This window comes from Pseudomonas sp. A-RE-19 (genome assembly GCF_019956555.1).
GTDB lineage: Bacteria > Pseudomonadota > Gammaproteobacteria > Pseudomonadales > Pseudomonadaceae > Aquipseudomonas.
In genome coordinates, this window is sequence record NZ_JAHBDQ010000011.1 from 301,119 (window position 1) to 314,702 (window position 13,584).

The following is a 13,584-nucleotide window of genomic DNA, read 5'->3' on the forward strand; positions in this document are numbered from 1 at the left end:
GGGGATATCTCGCAAGGCTAAAAGAAATCGGTGCAGTTACCCGAGCGAGCGCGATGCAGCTCATAGCGTCAGGTAACTGATCAGTCGGCTCAACAGACCGAGACCAATGGTCACTGCCAACACCACCACCAGGAGCATCCACGGCCGGAAAGGCCGGCGCTCGACTTGGTGCTGGGACAGTTGCAGGTACTCTTCGACATGCTTCTGGTCGTCCGGGTTCAGGCGGCTGGTCATATTGGGCCTCGTCAGGTAGACGTTACTGAATGTGTAGAAGCTACAGAATGGCGCGATGTCACGAGCTGGCCCGCATTGAACAGAGCATAAACGCTGGCCGGCAGGGGCTCGACGCTCACCGGATCGTCCAGGTGAATGATTCCACGTTGTAACACTCGGCGATCAGCTCCCGCAATGGACTCACAGGCTGATCCCGACGTCGAAAACAATACTGCGACCCAGGTTACCGCGCAGAAAATCCGGGGCGTCCGGGTGGGCGAATAGCACTCGGGCGAAAGTCGGGCCGACCAGCGACAAGGAGCGCCAGCCTTGACGCAAATATTCGGTGGGCGGTGGAAAGTGACTGTTGAGGTCCAGCACTTCGCGTTTGAGGCTGGCGAAGGCGATGATGTCCAGGTCCCCCAGGTCCATGCCGCGTTCTTTGTAGTTGTGGGCTTTTTTGCGCAAGGTCGGTGCCAGTCTCAGCAGAAACTCATTGGCCGGAATGCGCCGGGGTTTGGCCTCGCGACGCACCAGCTGGCTCAAGGAAAACGCACTGCGTCGGCGTTGCAGCTCATCGCGCCATTCGTCGTTGAGGCGCCTGCCCTCGTCGAGCACGAAAAACACCTCGAAATTCGCGTCGCGAAACAGCACGTCCGGCGGTTCTCCGGCGGGGGCAAATTCGTCGACGCGATAGGGAATGTTCAGACCTTGCAGCAGGCGCTGGCAAACCCAACGCTCACGCTCCCATTTGCGGGCATTGGAAAGGAACGTGTTGGCTTGCTCGGCCGCAATGGTCAGCAGGCGTAAATAATCTGAGTCATCCATAGGCCCAAGCTTAGCGTTCATTTGCGACAAGCAGAAAGCGTGAAACGGTAAACAGGAGCACTGGGCACTCGGAACGGGCGGTGTAGACTGATGGCCATTACGCATTTGCGCTCGCATGAGGAGTAGAACGTGAAATATTGGCCGGTGTTATTGCTCAGTCTTCTGCCTCTTTGGGCCCAGGCGCTGGAGGTTGGCGAGCACCTGGCGCCGTGGACCTTACTTGATCAGTTCGATCAGGCCTTCACGCTCGATAATCAGACTCAGACGCTGCTGGTGGCGCGCAGCATGGACGCCGCCAAACTGGTCGACGCGGCGCTGCAGGGCCAGCCCAAGGGCTACCTGGAGGCTCGGCACGCGGTATTTGTCGCGGACATCCAGCGCATGCCTCGACTGATCGCGAAAATGTTCGCTGTACCGGCCATGCGCGATTATTCCTACCGAGTGATGCTTGACCGTGATGGTCGCGTGGCGCCGCGCTACCCCGGGCCCGTGGATAAAGTGCTGTGGCTGCAGCTCAGGAACGGTCAATTGGTGGGTGAGTACGAATACGCCACGGCGGCACAATTGCGTGAGGCGCTGGAGAAGGCCCTGCCATGATCGGCGCATGCCTATGGACGTTCACGTTTTTGTAGCCTGTCCACGTTGAGCTTTATGACATCCATCACCGCCGCAGTCATCACCGAGGTGGAGACACCAAACATCAGAATTCCGTTGGCGGCCTCCAATGGGCCAAGCAGACGCCAGCGAGCGGACATGACGATGTCGCCGTAGCCGAGCGTGGCGAAATTGACCGCCGAGTGATACAGCGCGGTGGTGAACTCGTCGAATTCGTTGAGCAGCATGAACAGCGCGGCCCAGATGGCGATCTGCACGAAATTACTGAACAGCATCAGCAGCATGACCATCGACAACAACAGGATATTCAGCCATTGCGTTTCAGGTGGTCGGGAATGCCTGAAATACACGTATTGACGCAGGCATATAGTCACGAAAATGGCCTGCATTATCAGGCAGAACACCATCACGGGAAGACCGGCCAGTAGATTCAACAGCATGGGAATATCCTCTGCCGTCGTGTCAGGTCTGTCCCTGGTTGTCCGGCCCGGGATCTTGCACTTGATCGACCCATTCCCAGAACAGCTGATAGCCGACTGCGAGTATCACAGGGCCGATAAACAGACCGAGGATACCGCCCGTGACCATGCCGCCCAAGGCACCGATCAGCACCACAGGCATCGGTACATCGACACCCCGACCCAGTAACAGCGGTTTGAGGACGTTATCGACCAATCCTGCGACGAAGACATAGATGGCAAACACAATGGTCGCCGTACTGGCACCTTGGTTCACGAACACAAAGACGATGACCGGAATGGTAATCAGGGTCGCCGGTAATTGCATGATGCCAAGCAGCAGCACCGCCAAGGCGAGAAGCCCGGCACCGGGGATGCCCATGAACACAAAGCCGATGCCCACCAACAGCATCTGGATGAGGGCGATGCCGACTACCCCCAACGCCACTGCCCGAATGGTGGCGGTGCACAGATCGGCGATTTTCGGCCCCTTGGCCGGACCGCAGAAGCGCGAAACGATGTGCACCGCGCTGCGGTGGCCGCTTTCACCATACGCTAAAAAAATACCGGCAATAATCAGGGCGAAGACGAATAAAAGGAGCCCCATGGCGACACCTGCAAGTTTGCTTAGCAGGGAGAGGCTGACGCCTTTGATCTGCGGTATGAATCTCTGTATCAGTTGGGGCAGGTCAGCGATGGCTTGCGCCCATAAGTTATAAAGAGGTTTTCCCACGAGTGGCCAACTGGCTACCGTATCGGAGGGCGGCGGAATTTGGAAGCTGTCGGTTTTGACCATGGTTATGACCCTGTCCACCGATTCCGCAATCGAGGCTCCCAACAGATAAACAGGCACCATAAGAATAATGATGGCGATCAATACAATCAGCGTCGCGGTGAACCCGTCTTTATTTGCCAGCGTGCTTTTGAACTTGACTTGCAATGGGTAGAGGGTGATCGCCAGGATCACCGACCAGAGCATCAGATCAAGGAACGGGCTGAATATCCGAAAGCAGAACATCACCAGAACGGCAATCAGTCCTGCACGAATCAGCACATCGAGCAGGTTTCGGGAAAAAACCTTTTCGAGAATGGGCGTGGGATCCATTGATGATCTCCTGTCGATAGTGGCCAATGCGCGCGTTCGGTATGTCCAGCATAGACGTGCGTTGGCCGTTTGCCGCTTCTCGTGACTGCCCGCAATGGAACTGTGTCATTTGCGTGACACACGCCTGCAGCGTGATCCGTTCGCCATGCAGTCTGCGCCGCAGACCTCGTCGGCGAGCACCAGGACGAACGCATGTTCGCCGCCCCCCTCCCAGCGCCCGGTTCAGGGCCTTGCACAAAACGGATAACGATCTGCGCAAAGCGGATATTGCCCCGTACCCGGCCTCTCTACCCTCGGCTGTACGGACGTTAGCCGCTTTACCGACTCTTAAAAAAACAACAACAAGAGACAGATGCCATGCGCAAGATTGACGTACATGAGGTTATCGACAACGCACGATTCAACCGCTTTCACTGGATGGTGTTGTTCTGGTGTGCCCTGATCATCATTTTCGACGGTTACGATTTGGTGATCTACGGCGTGGTGTTGCCGATGCTGATGAAAGACTGGGGGCTCAGTCCCCTGCAAGCCGGCGCGCTGGGAAGTTATGCACTGTTCGGGATGATGTTCGGCGCGCTGTTTTTCGGCCCACTGTCGGACAAGATCGGCCGCAAAAAAGCCATCACCCTGTGCGTGATGCTTTTCAGCGGTTTTACCGTGCTCAATGGATTTGCCCGTAACCCCACCGAGTTTGGCCTCTGCCGGTTCATTGCCGGTCTGGGCATTGGCGGAGTGATGCCCAACGTCGTGGCATTGATGAACGAGTACGCGCCGAAGAAAATCCGCAGCACGCTGGTGGCGATCATGTTCAGCGGCTATTCGGTGGGCGGCATGCTCTCGGCGGGGCTCGGTATCGTGCTGATCCCGAGTTTCGGCTGGCAGTCAGTGTTTTACGTGGCATTGCTGCCGTTGCTGTTATTGCCGTTGATCATGTACTTCCTGCCCGAGTCGGTGGGTTTCATGCTGCGTCAGGGGCGCAATCAAGAGGCGCGCAACATTCTGGAACGGGTTGACCCGGCTTATGTTGCGCACGCCAGTGATCAATTGCACATGAGTGAAGTGAAGGGCACCGGCACCCCGGTGCTGCAGCTGTTCCGCGAAGGTCGTGCGTTGCGCACGCTGATGCTGTGGCTGGCGTTTTTCTGCTGCTTGCTGATGGTTTACGCCTTGAGTTCCTGGCTACCGAAACTGATGGCCAACGCCGGTTACAGCCTGGGCTCGAGTCTGTCGTTCCTGCTGGTGCTTAATTTCGGCGCCATTTTCGGCGCGGTCGGCGGTGGCGTACTGGGTGACAGGCTCAACCTGCCGCGTGTGTTGGCGGTGTTCTTCGTGATTGCTGCGGTATCGATCACCTTGCTGGGCTTCAACAGTCCGATGCCGGTGTTGTACCTGCTGATCGCCCTTGCCGGCGCCACTACTATCGGCTCGCAGATTCTGTTGTACGCCTGCGCCGCGCAGTTCTACTCCATGACCATTCGCTCCACCGGTTTGGGCTGGGCGTCGGGTATCGGTCGCAACGGCGCCATCGTCGGCCCACTGCTGGGCGGCGCCTTGCTGGGGATCAGCCTGCCGCTGCAACTGAACTTCATGGCCTTTGCCTTGCCCGGTGCGGTGGCGGCTCTCGCCATGACCGTGTTCGCCATCAGCAATCAGCGCAGCGCCAAAGGTGTTGCCCGGACGTTGGCGCCGACCAGCGCTTGAACCGGGCAGGAGACGGCGCGGCGTCATGCCGTGTCGCGGCGAATCCGCTGCGGGTGGAGCACTTCAATCTGCCAATCAATAACAATAAGAGAACAGCGATGAAACAGATTCTTCCAGCAACCGGTTCAGTGTTGTCCCTGGCTGTCGCTTCGGGTTTTTCCGGCGGCGTGATGGCCGCCGAGGGCGGCTTCATCGAAGACACCACCGCCACCTTGCAAGCGCGCAATTACTACTTCAGCCGGGACTTTTCCGACATCGTCGGGGCCAATAAGCAGTCGAAGGCCGAAGAGTGGGCGCAGGGCTTTATCCTCAACGTCAAATCCGGTTATACCCAGGGCCCGGTCGGTTTTGGTGTGGATGTCATTGGCTTGCTTGGCCTCAAGCTGGACAGCAGCCCGGATCGGGTCAATACCGGTTTGCTGCCGGTGCGCGATGACGGACGTGCGGCGAATGATTACAGCCGTCTGGAAGGTGCGCTGAAGGTGCGTTACTCCAGGACCGAGTTGAAAGTGGGTGAGTTGCAACCCAACCTGCCGGTGCTGGCCTTCAGCGATATCCGTCTGCTGCCGCCCAGTTATCAGGGTGCAAGTATCAGTTCCAGTGAGATCGATGGCCTGACCTTGCAGGGTGGCCACTTGAGTTCGACCAGCCTGCGCAACGAGGCTGGCGACGAAAAGATGCAAGCCATGCTCGGTCATGTACCGCAGCGTCAGGTCAGCAGCGATGGCTTCAACTTCGCCGGCGCCGACTACGCCTTCAATGACAAGCGCAGTTCGGTCAGCGCCTGGTTCGGACAACTGGAAGATATCTACAACCAGCGCTTTCTCGGCTTCAAGCACAGCGAGCCGTTGGGCGACTGGATCCTGGGCGCCAACCTTGGCTATTACGACTCGCGCGAAGACGGCAAAAAATTACTGGGCAACATCGACAACCAGGCGTTCTTCTCCTTGCTGTCGGCCAAGCGCGGCGGCCACACGTTTTATGTCGGCTATCAGGGCATGTTCGGCGACAGCCCCTTCCCGCGGGTGTTTGCCAACATCTCACCGCTGGGCAACGAGGTGCCAACCTACGAGTTCGCCTACACCGATGAACGTTCCTGGCAGGCGCGCTATGACTACGATTTCGCGGCCCTCGGTATGCCGGGGCTGACCAGTACCGTGCGTTACATCACTGGCAATAACGTCGATACCGGCAAAGGGTTTGAAGGCAAGGACCGCGAACGCGATCTCGATCTTGGCTACGTATTACAAAGCGGCAGCCTCAAAGGCCTCGGGATCCGCGTGCGCAACGTCATGGCGCGCTCCAACTACCGCAGTGATATCGACGAAAACCGCCTGATCCTCAGCTACACGTGGAAGCTGTTATGAGCCCGCGATCACAGATCAGTGGTGCAATTACCCATGACCTCATACGTCACGCGATGGCTCTGGCCCTGATGATCGACGTACTCCATGGTCGCTGGCACGACCCCGCAGGCGGTGGCGGTGTTCGTCACTGAAACCACCTTGGCGATGTCCAGCGGCTGCGCCGGGTTGTACGAGGTGGCAGCGGTTGGCTCGTTACCGGCGGCCATGGCCGAGGTGGCGGCGAGGGTCAGAAACAGGCTGATCAAGGTTTTCATTTTTCCCTACTCCGTGTTGATTCCGATGGCTCAATTCTAGGCTTTGCCCGCGACCGATAAAGGGGCCAGCGCCAGATGCAGCCTTACATGAAACGTAACAGTCACCGCCCCTGGAGGGCTTATGGATCTGCTCAATAACTTGCGGGTGTTCGTCCGCGTGGTGGACAGCGCAAGTTTTACCGCCGCCGCCGATGCGTTGGATTTGTCGACCGCGCAAGTGTCGCGATTGGTGGCGGACCTGGAGCAGTATGTGCAAGCACGCCTGCTGCAACGCACCACCCGCAGGTTGAGCCTGACCGAGGCCGGTGAGCGATTCTTGCTGCGCAGCCGGCATATACTCGAAGACATGGAGGAGGCAACGGCAGAAGCGCGCGGCGCCCATCTCAAACCCAGTGGACGGTTGCGGGTGCACAGCATGAATGGCCTGGGCGTGCTGATCACGCCGTTGATCGCCCGCTACAGCGAGCTGTACCCCGATGTGGTGTTCGAGCTGACCCTGTCGCAGCGCAATCCCGATCCAATGGAGGACGGGCATGACGTGGTGATTTCGATTGCCCACGAACTGGCCGATTCGCAATTGGTCGCCCAGGCCATCGGGCAGATTTACAGCGTGCCTTGTGCCTCCCCGGATTATCTGCAGCGCCGGGGCGTGCCGGACACACCGCAGGCGCTGAACGATCATCAGTGCTTGCGCATGCTCGACCCGTTGTACAGCGATCAATGGGTGTTCAAGGACGACCATGAGGAGTATGCCGTCCGCCCGGCCAAGACCTTTCAGTGCAACGTCGCCGAATCAATGGTCAAGGCGTCAGAGGCCGGCATGGGCATCAGCCTGATTCCGTTCTATGCCGCAACGCGCCCGTTGAGCGACGGCACGTTACTGCGCCTGCTGCCAGCGTGGCGCCCCCGTCAACGCAATGTCTATGCGTTGTATCCGTCGCGGCGTTTTCTCGATGCCAAGGTTCGGACCTGGGTGGCCTTTCTCAAGGTCGAACTGCCCAAGCTGTTCGCCGAACATGACGCGGTGATGAACGATCCACGGCATTGGGCCTGACGCCCCGGCTACCCTCTTTGCGTTCATAGATCACCAGCGTGAGCATTGGTATCGCCATGCCAGTGTAGAAACGCGACACGGGCAGTCAGAATCGCCGGTGTAGACTGAGGGCAGTCACGAGGGGAGAAAGGCGTGAAATATAGAACAGTATGGTCACTCAGTCTCGCGCTTATAGGGGGCCGGATGCCGGAGAAGGTTCGCCCATGATCGGTGCCGAACTGTTGTCACCGCAAAGCCTCACCGTGGGTTGGCTGATTTACGTGCCGGTGATGATCTGGGCAGTCTGTCGGGCGCCCTGGGTCGAGTTGTTCAGCGACAGCCGCCGCCAGCATCTGTTGTTCGGCACGGTGTTCGCGCTGTTCATGTTGTGGTTGGTGCGACGGGATTTCGATACCGGCGTGTCCTATCACTTCATCGGCATGACGGCGGTGACGTTATTGCTGGATTGGCCCCTGGCGATTGTCGGTGGGCTGGTGGCGCAGCTCGGGCTGGTGCTGCTCGGACGTCAGGATCTGGCCGCTGTCGGGGTCAACGGCGCACTACTGATTCTGCTGCCGGTGCTGGTCACCGAGTGTTGCGCGATGCTGGTGGAACGCGCGCAACCACGTAATCCCTTTGTGTATATCTTCGTTTCCGGTTTCTTTGCGGCAGCGCTGTCGGCGTTGCTGTGCCTGCTGCTTGCGCTGTGGTTGCTATGGTTCGATGAGCGTTTTGCGATGCCGTATTGGCTGGAGGACTTTGTCGGTTATCTATGGCTGCTGATTTTTCCGGAAGCTTTTATCAATGGCATGGTGGTCAGCGCTTTGGTGGTGTTTTGCCCAGAGTGGCTGGAGACGTTCAATCGCACGCGCTATCTTTCGGCGCCCTGGAAAGACGACGATCCCAAATCTTGATCCACATCAAATCCAAAAATCGTTGACGAATCCATGCTCCGGAAAACCTTCAGGAGCATCGAAATGAGTGTCTACGAGTGGGCAAGGCAGGAGTTGCGTCAGAGTCTGGATGTGGCGCAAGAGGTGGGTTTTGATCCAGGACTCAGCCTGCGCGCCTTGCTCAGTGCGGTGGTGCAGCAGAGCAAGGCGGTACGCAATGTCGAAGACCTGGCCGATGAGTTGCGGTTTCTCGCCGAGAACCTCGACGAGGGCCAGGACTACGGCTTTATGCGGCCTTGATGGTCGGGATCAGTGACGCGGGTCGAAGTCTTCGCTGAACAGTTCGTCTTCGGCATCCGGGCTCACCGGGATCTTGTGTTCTTCCGACGCCCAGGCGCCCAGGTCGATCAGTTTGCACCGGTCCGAGCAGAATGGCCGGAACTTGCTCTCGGGGCTCCATTCGACAGGGGCGCCGCAGGTTGGGCATTCGACGGTTGGGGTTTGGCTCATGACTGGCCTCCACGCAAAGTAAGGTAAAAGTGATGCAGGCGTTCGACCTCGCTGTGCAGCCAGGCGAGGTCGCGGTCGTTGACCACCACATCGTCGGCATGGCTCACGCGGTCCTGTCGGCTGGACTGGGCCTTGAGGATCGCCTGGACCTGTTGTTCGCTGGTCTGGTCACGCTGCAGGGTGCGTTCGATCTGTAGCTGTTCCGGGGCGTCGATCACCAGGACCCGTTGGGTCATGGCGTACTGCCCGGATTCGATCAGCAGCGGCGAAACCAGAATCGCGTAAGGCGATTGTGCCTTGGCCAGATGGTGGGCGATTTCTTCGGCGATCAGCGGATGCAACAGCGCTTCGAGCCAGCGGCGTTCCTCCGGCACCTCGAAGATCAGCTTGCGCAGGGCCGCACGATCCAGTTGGCCGTCGGCTTGCAACACGCCGGGGCCAAAGTGCTCGGCGATTTTCGCCAGTGCCGGGCGACCGGGTTCCACCACCCAGCGCGCCGCATGATCGGCGTCCACCACGTGCACGCCCAGGTCGATGAAGTGTTGGGCGGCCGCGCTTTTGCCGCTGCCGATGCCGCCGGTCAGGCCGAGAATCCAGGGTTTTTCCACAGGGGTATTCATTTCAAACCGACAAACTGCCAATAGAAGCCGGTTATTTGACCACCCCAGAGCAAGGCAATCCAGCCGGCAATGGCCAGATAGGGACCAAAGGGCAGCGGTGTCGAGGTTTTTGCATCCCGCAGGCGCAGCAAAATCACCCCGATAACGGCGCCCAGCAACGATGAGAGCAGGATGGTCTGCGGCAGGATCTGCCAGCCGCCCCAGGCGCCGAGCATCGCCAATAACTTGAAGTCACCGTAGCCGATGCCGTCCTTGCCGGTGATCAGCTTGAACAGCCAGAACACCGTCCACAGCGCCATATAGCCAGCTACTGCGCCCCAGAGCGCGTCATGCAGCGATACGAAAAGCCCGAAGCTGTTGACGATCAACCCCAGCCACATTAACGGCAGCACCAGCATATCCGGCAACAGCTGATGTTCGGCGTCGATCAGGCTCATGGCCAACAGCCCCCAACTCAGCACCAGTACCATGCAGGCTTGCCAGCCGAAACCGAAATGCCAGGCAATGAGCGCCGACAGCAAGCCGCAGGCCAGTTCGGTCAGTGGGTAACGTTTGCTGATCGGCGCCGTGCAGTTCGAGCACCGCCCGCGTAAAAACAGATAACTGAGCACGGGAATGTTTTCCCATGCGCGAATCCGATGGCCACAGTGGGGACACTCGGAGTGGGGCAGTATCAGGTTGTAAGCCGGGCCAGGCGCTTCGGGTGGCAAGTCCAGTACGTCATGGGCCTGCAGGCGCCACTCGCGCTCAAGCATTTTCGGGAGGCGCCAGACCACCACGTTGAGAAAACTGCCGATCAGCAAGCCGATCACCAATGCTGTGATCACGAAGGCCCGCGGGTTGAGGCTCAGAAATTCGTTCAAGGACATATCAGATCGCTGAGCCGAGTTGAAAGATAGGCAGGTACATCGCAACCACCAGGCCGCCGACGATAACCCCGAGCACCACCATAATGAACGGCTCCATCAGACTGGTCAGGTTATCGACCATGTTGTCCACCTCGGCCTCGTAGAAGCTTGCGACCTTGTCGAGCATGTCGTCCAGTGCACCGGACTCTTCGCCAATGGCGGTCATCTGGATCGCCATGTTCGGAAAGATGCCGGAGGTGCGCATGGAAAAATTCAGCTGCATGCCGGTCGAAACGTCTTGCTTGATACGCAGGACCGCACGCTTGAAAACGATGTTGCCGGTGGCGCCAGCCACTGAATCCAGGGCTTCGACCAGTGGCACCCCGGCAGCGAATGTTGTCGACAGCGTGCGGGCGTAACGAGCGACGGCGGACTTGTACATCAGCGAACCCACCAACGGCAGTTTCAGCAGCCAGGTGTCCATCTTGTCCCGAAAGCCTTGCGACTTTTTAAAGGCTTGGCGTACGCCGAAGATCGCCGCAACCAGGGCACCGAGTATCATCCACCACCAGGCCTGCAGGAATTCCGACAAGCCGATCACCATCACGGTAAATGCCGGCAGTTCGGCGCCGAATCCCGAGAACACCGACTCGAATTGCGGCACAACCTTGACCAGCAGAATCCCGGTCACAATGATCGCGACAAACACCACGGCCAGCGGGTAGGTCATGGCTTTCTTGATCTTGGCCTTGAGGCTTTCGCTCTTTTCCTTATAGGTCGCCACCCGTTCCAGCAGGGTATCCAGGGCGCCGGCCTGCTCGCCGGCATCCACCAGGTTGCAGTACAGTTCATCGAAATACTGGGGCTTTTTGCGCAGGGAAGCGGCGAAGCTGTTACCGGACGCGACTTCCTGTTTCACTTCGTCCACCAGCTTGCGCATGTTCGGGTTATCAAAGCCTTCACCGATAATTTCGAACGATTGCAGCAACGGCACGCCAGCTTTCATCATCGTCGCCATTTGCCGGGTAAACAGGGCAATGTCCAGGGCCTTGATGCGTTTGCCCATGCTGAAAATGGACGTGGATTTTTTCCGCACCTTGCCCGGGTTGATGCCTTGTTTGCGCAACTGGGCCTTGATCAGCGCGGGGGTTTGCCCGGTCAACTCACCGTTCACTTTCGTGCCCTTGCGGTCCGTACCCTCCCAGGCATACACGCTGATTTTCGCTGCTTTGACCGCCATGTTCAGTCCTTGGTGACCCGGTTGATTTCTTCAAGGCTGGTGATGCCTTGCATGGCCTTGAGCAGGCCCGAAGTACGCAGGTCGTTGAAGCCGTCCTTACGCATCTGGATGTCGATTTCCAGTGAATTGCCTTCGGCCATGATCAGCCGTTGCAGGTCTGGGGTGTTCTTTACCACTTCATAAATCCCTACTCGCCCTTTGTAACCGCCGTTGCACTGATCACAACCGACCGGTTCATAGATCGTGAATGAGCCGATCCGTTCCTCGGGGAAACCTTCCTTGAGCAGTGCCTCGCGGGGGATGTCGATGGGTTTCTTGCAGTGGCACAGTTTGCGCGCCAGGCGCTGGGCGATGATCAGGCTGACCGAGGTCGCGATGTTGAACCCCTGAATCCCCATGTTGTGCAGGCGGGTCAGGGTTTGCGCGGCGCTGTTGGTGTGCAGGGTGGAAAGCACCATGTGCCCGGTCTGGGCAGCCTTGATGGCGATTTCGGCGGTTTCGAGGTCGCGGATTTCGCCGACCATGATCACGTCCGGGTCCTGACGCAGAAACGAGCGCAACGCCTGGGCGAAATCCATTCCCTGCCTGGGATTGACGTTGACCTGATTGATGCCTTCCATGTTGATTTCTACCGGGTCTTCGGCAGTGGAGATGTTGATGTCGACGGTATTGAGGATGTTCAGACCGGTGTAGAGCGACACGGTCTTGCCTGAGCCGGTGGGACCGGTCACCAGGATCATCCCCTGTGGCTGCTTGAGGGCGGCCATGTACAGGTCTTTCTGCTCGGGCTCGTAGCCGAGGGCGTCGATGCCCATTTGTGCGCTGGACGGATCGAGGATCCGGATCACCACCTTCTCCCCCCACAGCGTGGGCAGGGTGTTGACCCGAAAGTCGATGGACTTGGTCTTGGACAGACGCATCTTGATTCGCCCGTCCTGGGGTTTGCGTCGTTCGGAAATATCGAGGCTGGCCATGACCTTCAGCCGCGAAGCAATGCGATTGGCCAGTTGCGTCGGCGGCTTGGCGACCTCCCGCAGCATGCCATCGGTGCGCATCCGCACCCGGTAGCTTTTCTCGTAGGGCTCGAAATGCAAGTCGGAAGAGCCGCTCTTGATCGCATCGAGCAACATCTTATGGACGAAGCGCACCACGGGTGCGTCATCGGCATCCTGGCCTGCGATGGAATCCTGTTTCTGCTCATCGACCGACTCGATGTCCAGCCCGTCGAGGTCGACATCGGCCATGTCTTCCAGGCCGGTGGAGTGGTGGTCGAAGAATTTCTCGATGGCGTCGTTGAGCTTGTCTTCTTCCACCAGAATGGCTTCGGTGCTCAGCCCGGTACTGAACTGGATGTCATTGATGGCTTGATGATTGGTCGGGTCGGAAATCCCCACGAACAGCTTGTTGCCACGCCGCCAGAGGGGCAGGGCGTGGTGCTGACGGATCAGCTTCTCACTGACCAGCCCACGAGGTTGGGTTTCCTTGTCCAGGCAGTTGAGGTCCAGCAAGGCCATGCCGAAATGCTCCGAGGCCACTTCAGCGATCTGCCAGCTCTTCAGCAATTTGTTCTGCACCAGATAGCTGACCAGCGAGATTCGATTGCGTTGGGCTTGCTGATACGCCTGTTGCGCACCTTGGTCGGTGATCAGCTCGGCCAGTACCAATTGCTTGGCGAGACCGCTAAGGGCAATGTCATTCATTGGGTTACCGGACGCGGACAGTTAATGACTTATAGCCTAGTCAAGCAGCGGAACCAAACCAGCCTGCATGAGGTGACAAAAAGTGTCAGATAGTGCGGATCCTTGGAGTAGGAAAGGTCTTTACCGTGATCTCGCGCCCAGCAGGCAAGGGCGCGCGCGGCTTGGCATGACCTGTGCTGTGCCTTATTCAGATCATGAG

General features: G+C 58.5%; 16 protein-coding genes. 6 read left to right on the plus strand and 10 right to left on the minus strand.

The genetic code is table 11. The features are described 5' to 3' along the window. Positions 1 to 60 precede the first annotated feature (60 nt). Complete coding sequence (locus KGB14_RS09545; protein ID WP_008154890.1) at positions 61 to 234, minus strand: DUF3094 domain-containing protein; 174 nt, start codon at positions 232 to 234, stop codon at positions 61 to 63. 180 nt (positions 235 to 414) lie between these two features. Then, positions 415 to 1,041, minus strand: a complete 627-nt coding sequence (locus KGB14_RS09550; protein ID WP_223485955.1) for a DUF1780 domain-containing protein — start codon at positions 1,039 to 1,041, stop codon at positions 415 to 417. A 129-nt stretch (positions 1,042 to 1,170) separates the two neighbouring features. Between KGB14_RS09550 and KGB14_RS09555 the strand changes: the two genes are divergently transcribed. Next, complete coding sequence (locus KGB14_RS09555; RefSeq protein WP_223485957.1) at positions 1,171 to 1,638, plus strand: FAD/FMN-containing dehydrogenase; 468 nt, start codon at positions 1,171 to 1,173, stop codon at positions 1,636 to 1,638. An 11-nt stretch (positions 1,639 to 1,649) separates the two neighbouring features. On the opposite strand, the gene KGB14_RS09560 is transcribed toward KGB14_RS09555, so the two are convergent. Further along, entirely contained in the window at positions 1,650 to 2,096 is a 447-nt protein-coding gene (locus KGB14_RS09560; RefSeq protein ID WP_223485959.1) for a potassium channel family protein, read from the minus strand. A 22-nt stretch (positions 2,097 to 2,118) separates the two neighbouring features. Continuing rightward, the gene (locus tag KGB14_RS09565) at positions 2,119 to 3,219 is read right to left on the minus strand and encodes an AI-2E family transporter (RefSeq protein WP_223485961.1); all 1,101 of its coding nucleotides are present in this window, start codon (positions 3,217 to 3,219) and stop codon (positions 2,119 to 2,121) included. A gap of 357 nt (positions 3,220 to 3,576) precedes the next feature. On the opposite strand from KGB14_RS09565, the gene KGB14_RS09570 reads away from it, so the two are divergent. Continuing rightward, entirely contained in the window at positions 3,577 to 4,920 is a 1,344-nt protein-coding gene (locus KGB14_RS09570; protein WP_223485963.1) for an aromatic acid/H+ symport family MFS transporter, read from the plus strand. A 98-nt stretch (positions 4,921 to 5,018) separates the two neighbouring features. Continuing rightward, positions 5,019 to 6,287 carry an OprD family porin gene (locus KGB14_RS09575; RefSeq protein ID WP_223485964.1) on the plus strand — a complete coding sequence of 423 codons (1,269 nt, stop codon included), beginning with the start codon at positions 5,019 to 5,021 and terminating at the stop codon, positions 6,285 to 6,287. An 8-nt stretch (positions 6,288 to 6,295) separates the two neighbouring features. Here KGB14_RS09575 and KGB14_RS09580 read toward each other — a convergent pair whose 3' ends face one another. Next, on the minus strand, positions 6,296 to 6,541 hold the full coding sequence (locus KGB14_RS09580; RefSeq protein ID WP_223485966.1) for a DUF2790 domain-containing protein: 246 nt from the start codon (positions 6,539 to 6,541) through the stop codon (positions 6,296 to 6,298). A gap of 121 nt (positions 6,542 to 6,662) precedes the next feature. On the opposite strand from KGB14_RS09580, the gene KGB14_RS09585 reads away from it, so the two are divergent. From KGB14_RS09585 to KGB14_RS09595, 3 genes are all read left to right on the plus strand, one after another. Next, positions 6,663 to 7,595 carry a LysR family transcriptional regulator gene (locus KGB14_RS09585; RefSeq protein ID WP_223485968.1) on the plus strand — a complete coding sequence of 311 codons (933 nt, stop codon included), beginning with the start codon at positions 6,663 to 6,665 and terminating at the stop codon, positions 7,593 to 7,595. A gap of 203 nt (positions 7,596 to 7,798) precedes the next feature. Further along, positions 7,799 to 8,488, plus strand: coding sequence for an energy-coupling factor ABC transporter permease (locus KGB14_RS09590; RefSeq protein WP_223485970.1), 690 nt, complete (start codon positions 7,799 to 7,801; stop codon positions 8,486 to 8,488). Between the two features lie 63 nt (positions 8,489 to 8,551). Beyond that, a complete protein-coding gene (locus tag KGB14_RS09595; protein WP_008015127.1) occupies positions 8,552 to 8,767 on the plus strand; it encodes a hypothetical protein in 216 nt (71 codons plus the stop codon). A gap of 9 nt (positions 8,768 to 8,776) precedes the next feature. Here the strand turns inward: KGB14_RS09595 and yacG are convergent, their stop codons facing one another. From yacG to pilB, 5 genes are read right to left on the minus strand one after another with little or no spacing between them, the layout of a single operon-like run. Next, on the minus strand, positions 8,777 to 8,977 hold the full coding sequence (gene yacG / locus KGB14_RS09600) for a DNA gyrase inhibitor YacG (RefSeq protein ID WP_223485972.1): 201 nt from the start codon (positions 8,975 to 8,977) through the stop codon (positions 8,777 to 8,779). Beyond that, positions 8,974 to 9,597 (minus strand): dephospho-CoA kinase, encoded by a 624-nt coding sequence (gene coaE / locus KGB14_RS09605; RefSeq protein ID WP_026346004.1) that lies wholly within the window; start codon positions 9,595 to 9,597, stop codon positions 8,974 to 8,976. Before coaE ends, yacG begins: the two co-directional genes overlap by 4 nt. After that, a complete protein-coding gene (locus KGB14_RS09610) occupies positions 9,594 to 10,466 on the minus strand; it encodes a prepilin peptidase (RefSeq protein ID WP_223485974.1) in 873 nt (290 codons plus the stop codon). The genes coaE and KGB14_RS09610 overlap by 4 nt, the downstream gene beginning before the upstream one ends. A 1-nt stretch (position 10,467) precedes the next feature. Continuing rightward, the gene (locus KGB14_RS09615; RefSeq protein ID WP_223485976.1) at positions 10,468 to 11,685 is read right to left on the minus strand and encodes a type II secretion system F family protein; all 1,218 of its coding nucleotides are present in this window, start codon (positions 11,683 to 11,685) and stop codon (positions 10,468 to 10,470) included. Positions 11,686 to 11,687: 2 nt separating this feature from the next. Then, positions 11,688 to 13,385, minus strand: a complete 1,698-nt coding sequence (gene pilB, locus KGB14_RS09620) for a type IV-A pilus assembly ATPase PilB (RefSeq protein ID WP_223485978.1) — start codon at positions 13,383 to 13,385, stop codon at positions 11,688 to 11,690. Positions 13,386 to 13,584 lie beyond the last annotated feature (199 nt).

Bases quoted from the DNA above. Each gene is read 5' to 3' on its own strand.
- KGB14_RS09545 (WP_008154890.1), bottom strand. From the start codon at position 234: ATGACCAGCCGCCTGAACCCGGACGACCAGAAGCATGTCGAAGAGTAC.
- KGB14_RS09550 (WP_223485955.1), bottom strand. From the start codon at position 1,041: ATGGATGACTCAGATTATTTACGCCTGCTGACCATTGCGGCCGAGCAA.
- KGB14_RS09560 (WP_223485959.1), bottom strand. From the start codon at position 2,096: ATGCTGTTGAATCTACTGGCCGGTCTTCCCGTGATGGTGTTCTGCCTG.
- KGB14_RS09565 (WP_223485961.1), bottom strand. From the start codon at position 3,219: ATGGATCCCACGCCCATTCTCGAAAAGGTTTTTTCCCGAAACCTGCTC.
- KGB14_RS09570 (WP_223485963.1), top strand. From the start codon at position 3,577: ATGCGCAAGATTGACGTACATGAGGTTATCGACAACGCACGATTCAAC.
- KGB14_RS09575 (WP_223485964.1), top strand. From the start codon at position 5,019: ATGAAACAGATTCTTCCAGCAACCGGTTCAGTGTTGTCCCTGGCTGTC.
- KGB14_RS09580 (WP_223485966.1), bottom strand. From the start codon at position 6,541: ATGAAAACCTTGATCAGCCTGTTTCTGACCCTCGCCGCCACCTCGGCC.
- KGB14_RS09585 (WP_223485968.1), top strand. From the start codon at position 6,663: ATGGATCTGCTCAATAACTTGCGGGTGTTCGTCCGCGTGGTGGACAGC.
- KGB14_RS09590 (WP_223485970.1), top strand. From the start codon at position 7,799: ATGATCGGTGCCGAACTGTTGTCACCGCAAAGCCTCACCGTGGGTTGG.
- KGB14_RS09595 (WP_008015127.1), top strand. From the start codon at position 8,552: ATGAGTGTCTACGAGTGGGCAAGGCAGGAGTTGCGTCAGAGTCTGGAT.
- yacG (WP_223485972.1), bottom strand. From the start codon at position 8,977: ATGAGCCAAACCCCAACCGTCGAATGCCCAACCTGCGGCGCCCCTGTC.
- coaE (WP_026346004.1), bottom strand. From the start codon at position 9,597: ATGAATACCCCTGTGGAAAAACCCTGGATTCTCGGCCTGACCGGCGGC.
- KGB14_RS09610 (WP_223485974.1), bottom strand. From the start codon at position 10,466: ATGTCCTTGAACGAATTTCTGAGCCTCAACCCGCGGGCCTTCGTGATC.
- KGB14_RS09615 (WP_223485976.1), bottom strand. From the start codon at position 11,685: ATGGCGGTCAAAGCAGCGAAAATCAGCGTGTATGCCTGGGAGGGTACG.
- pilB (WP_223485978.1), bottom strand. From the start codon at position 13,385: ATGAATGACATTGCCCTTAGCGGTCTCGCCAAGCAATTGGTACTGGCC.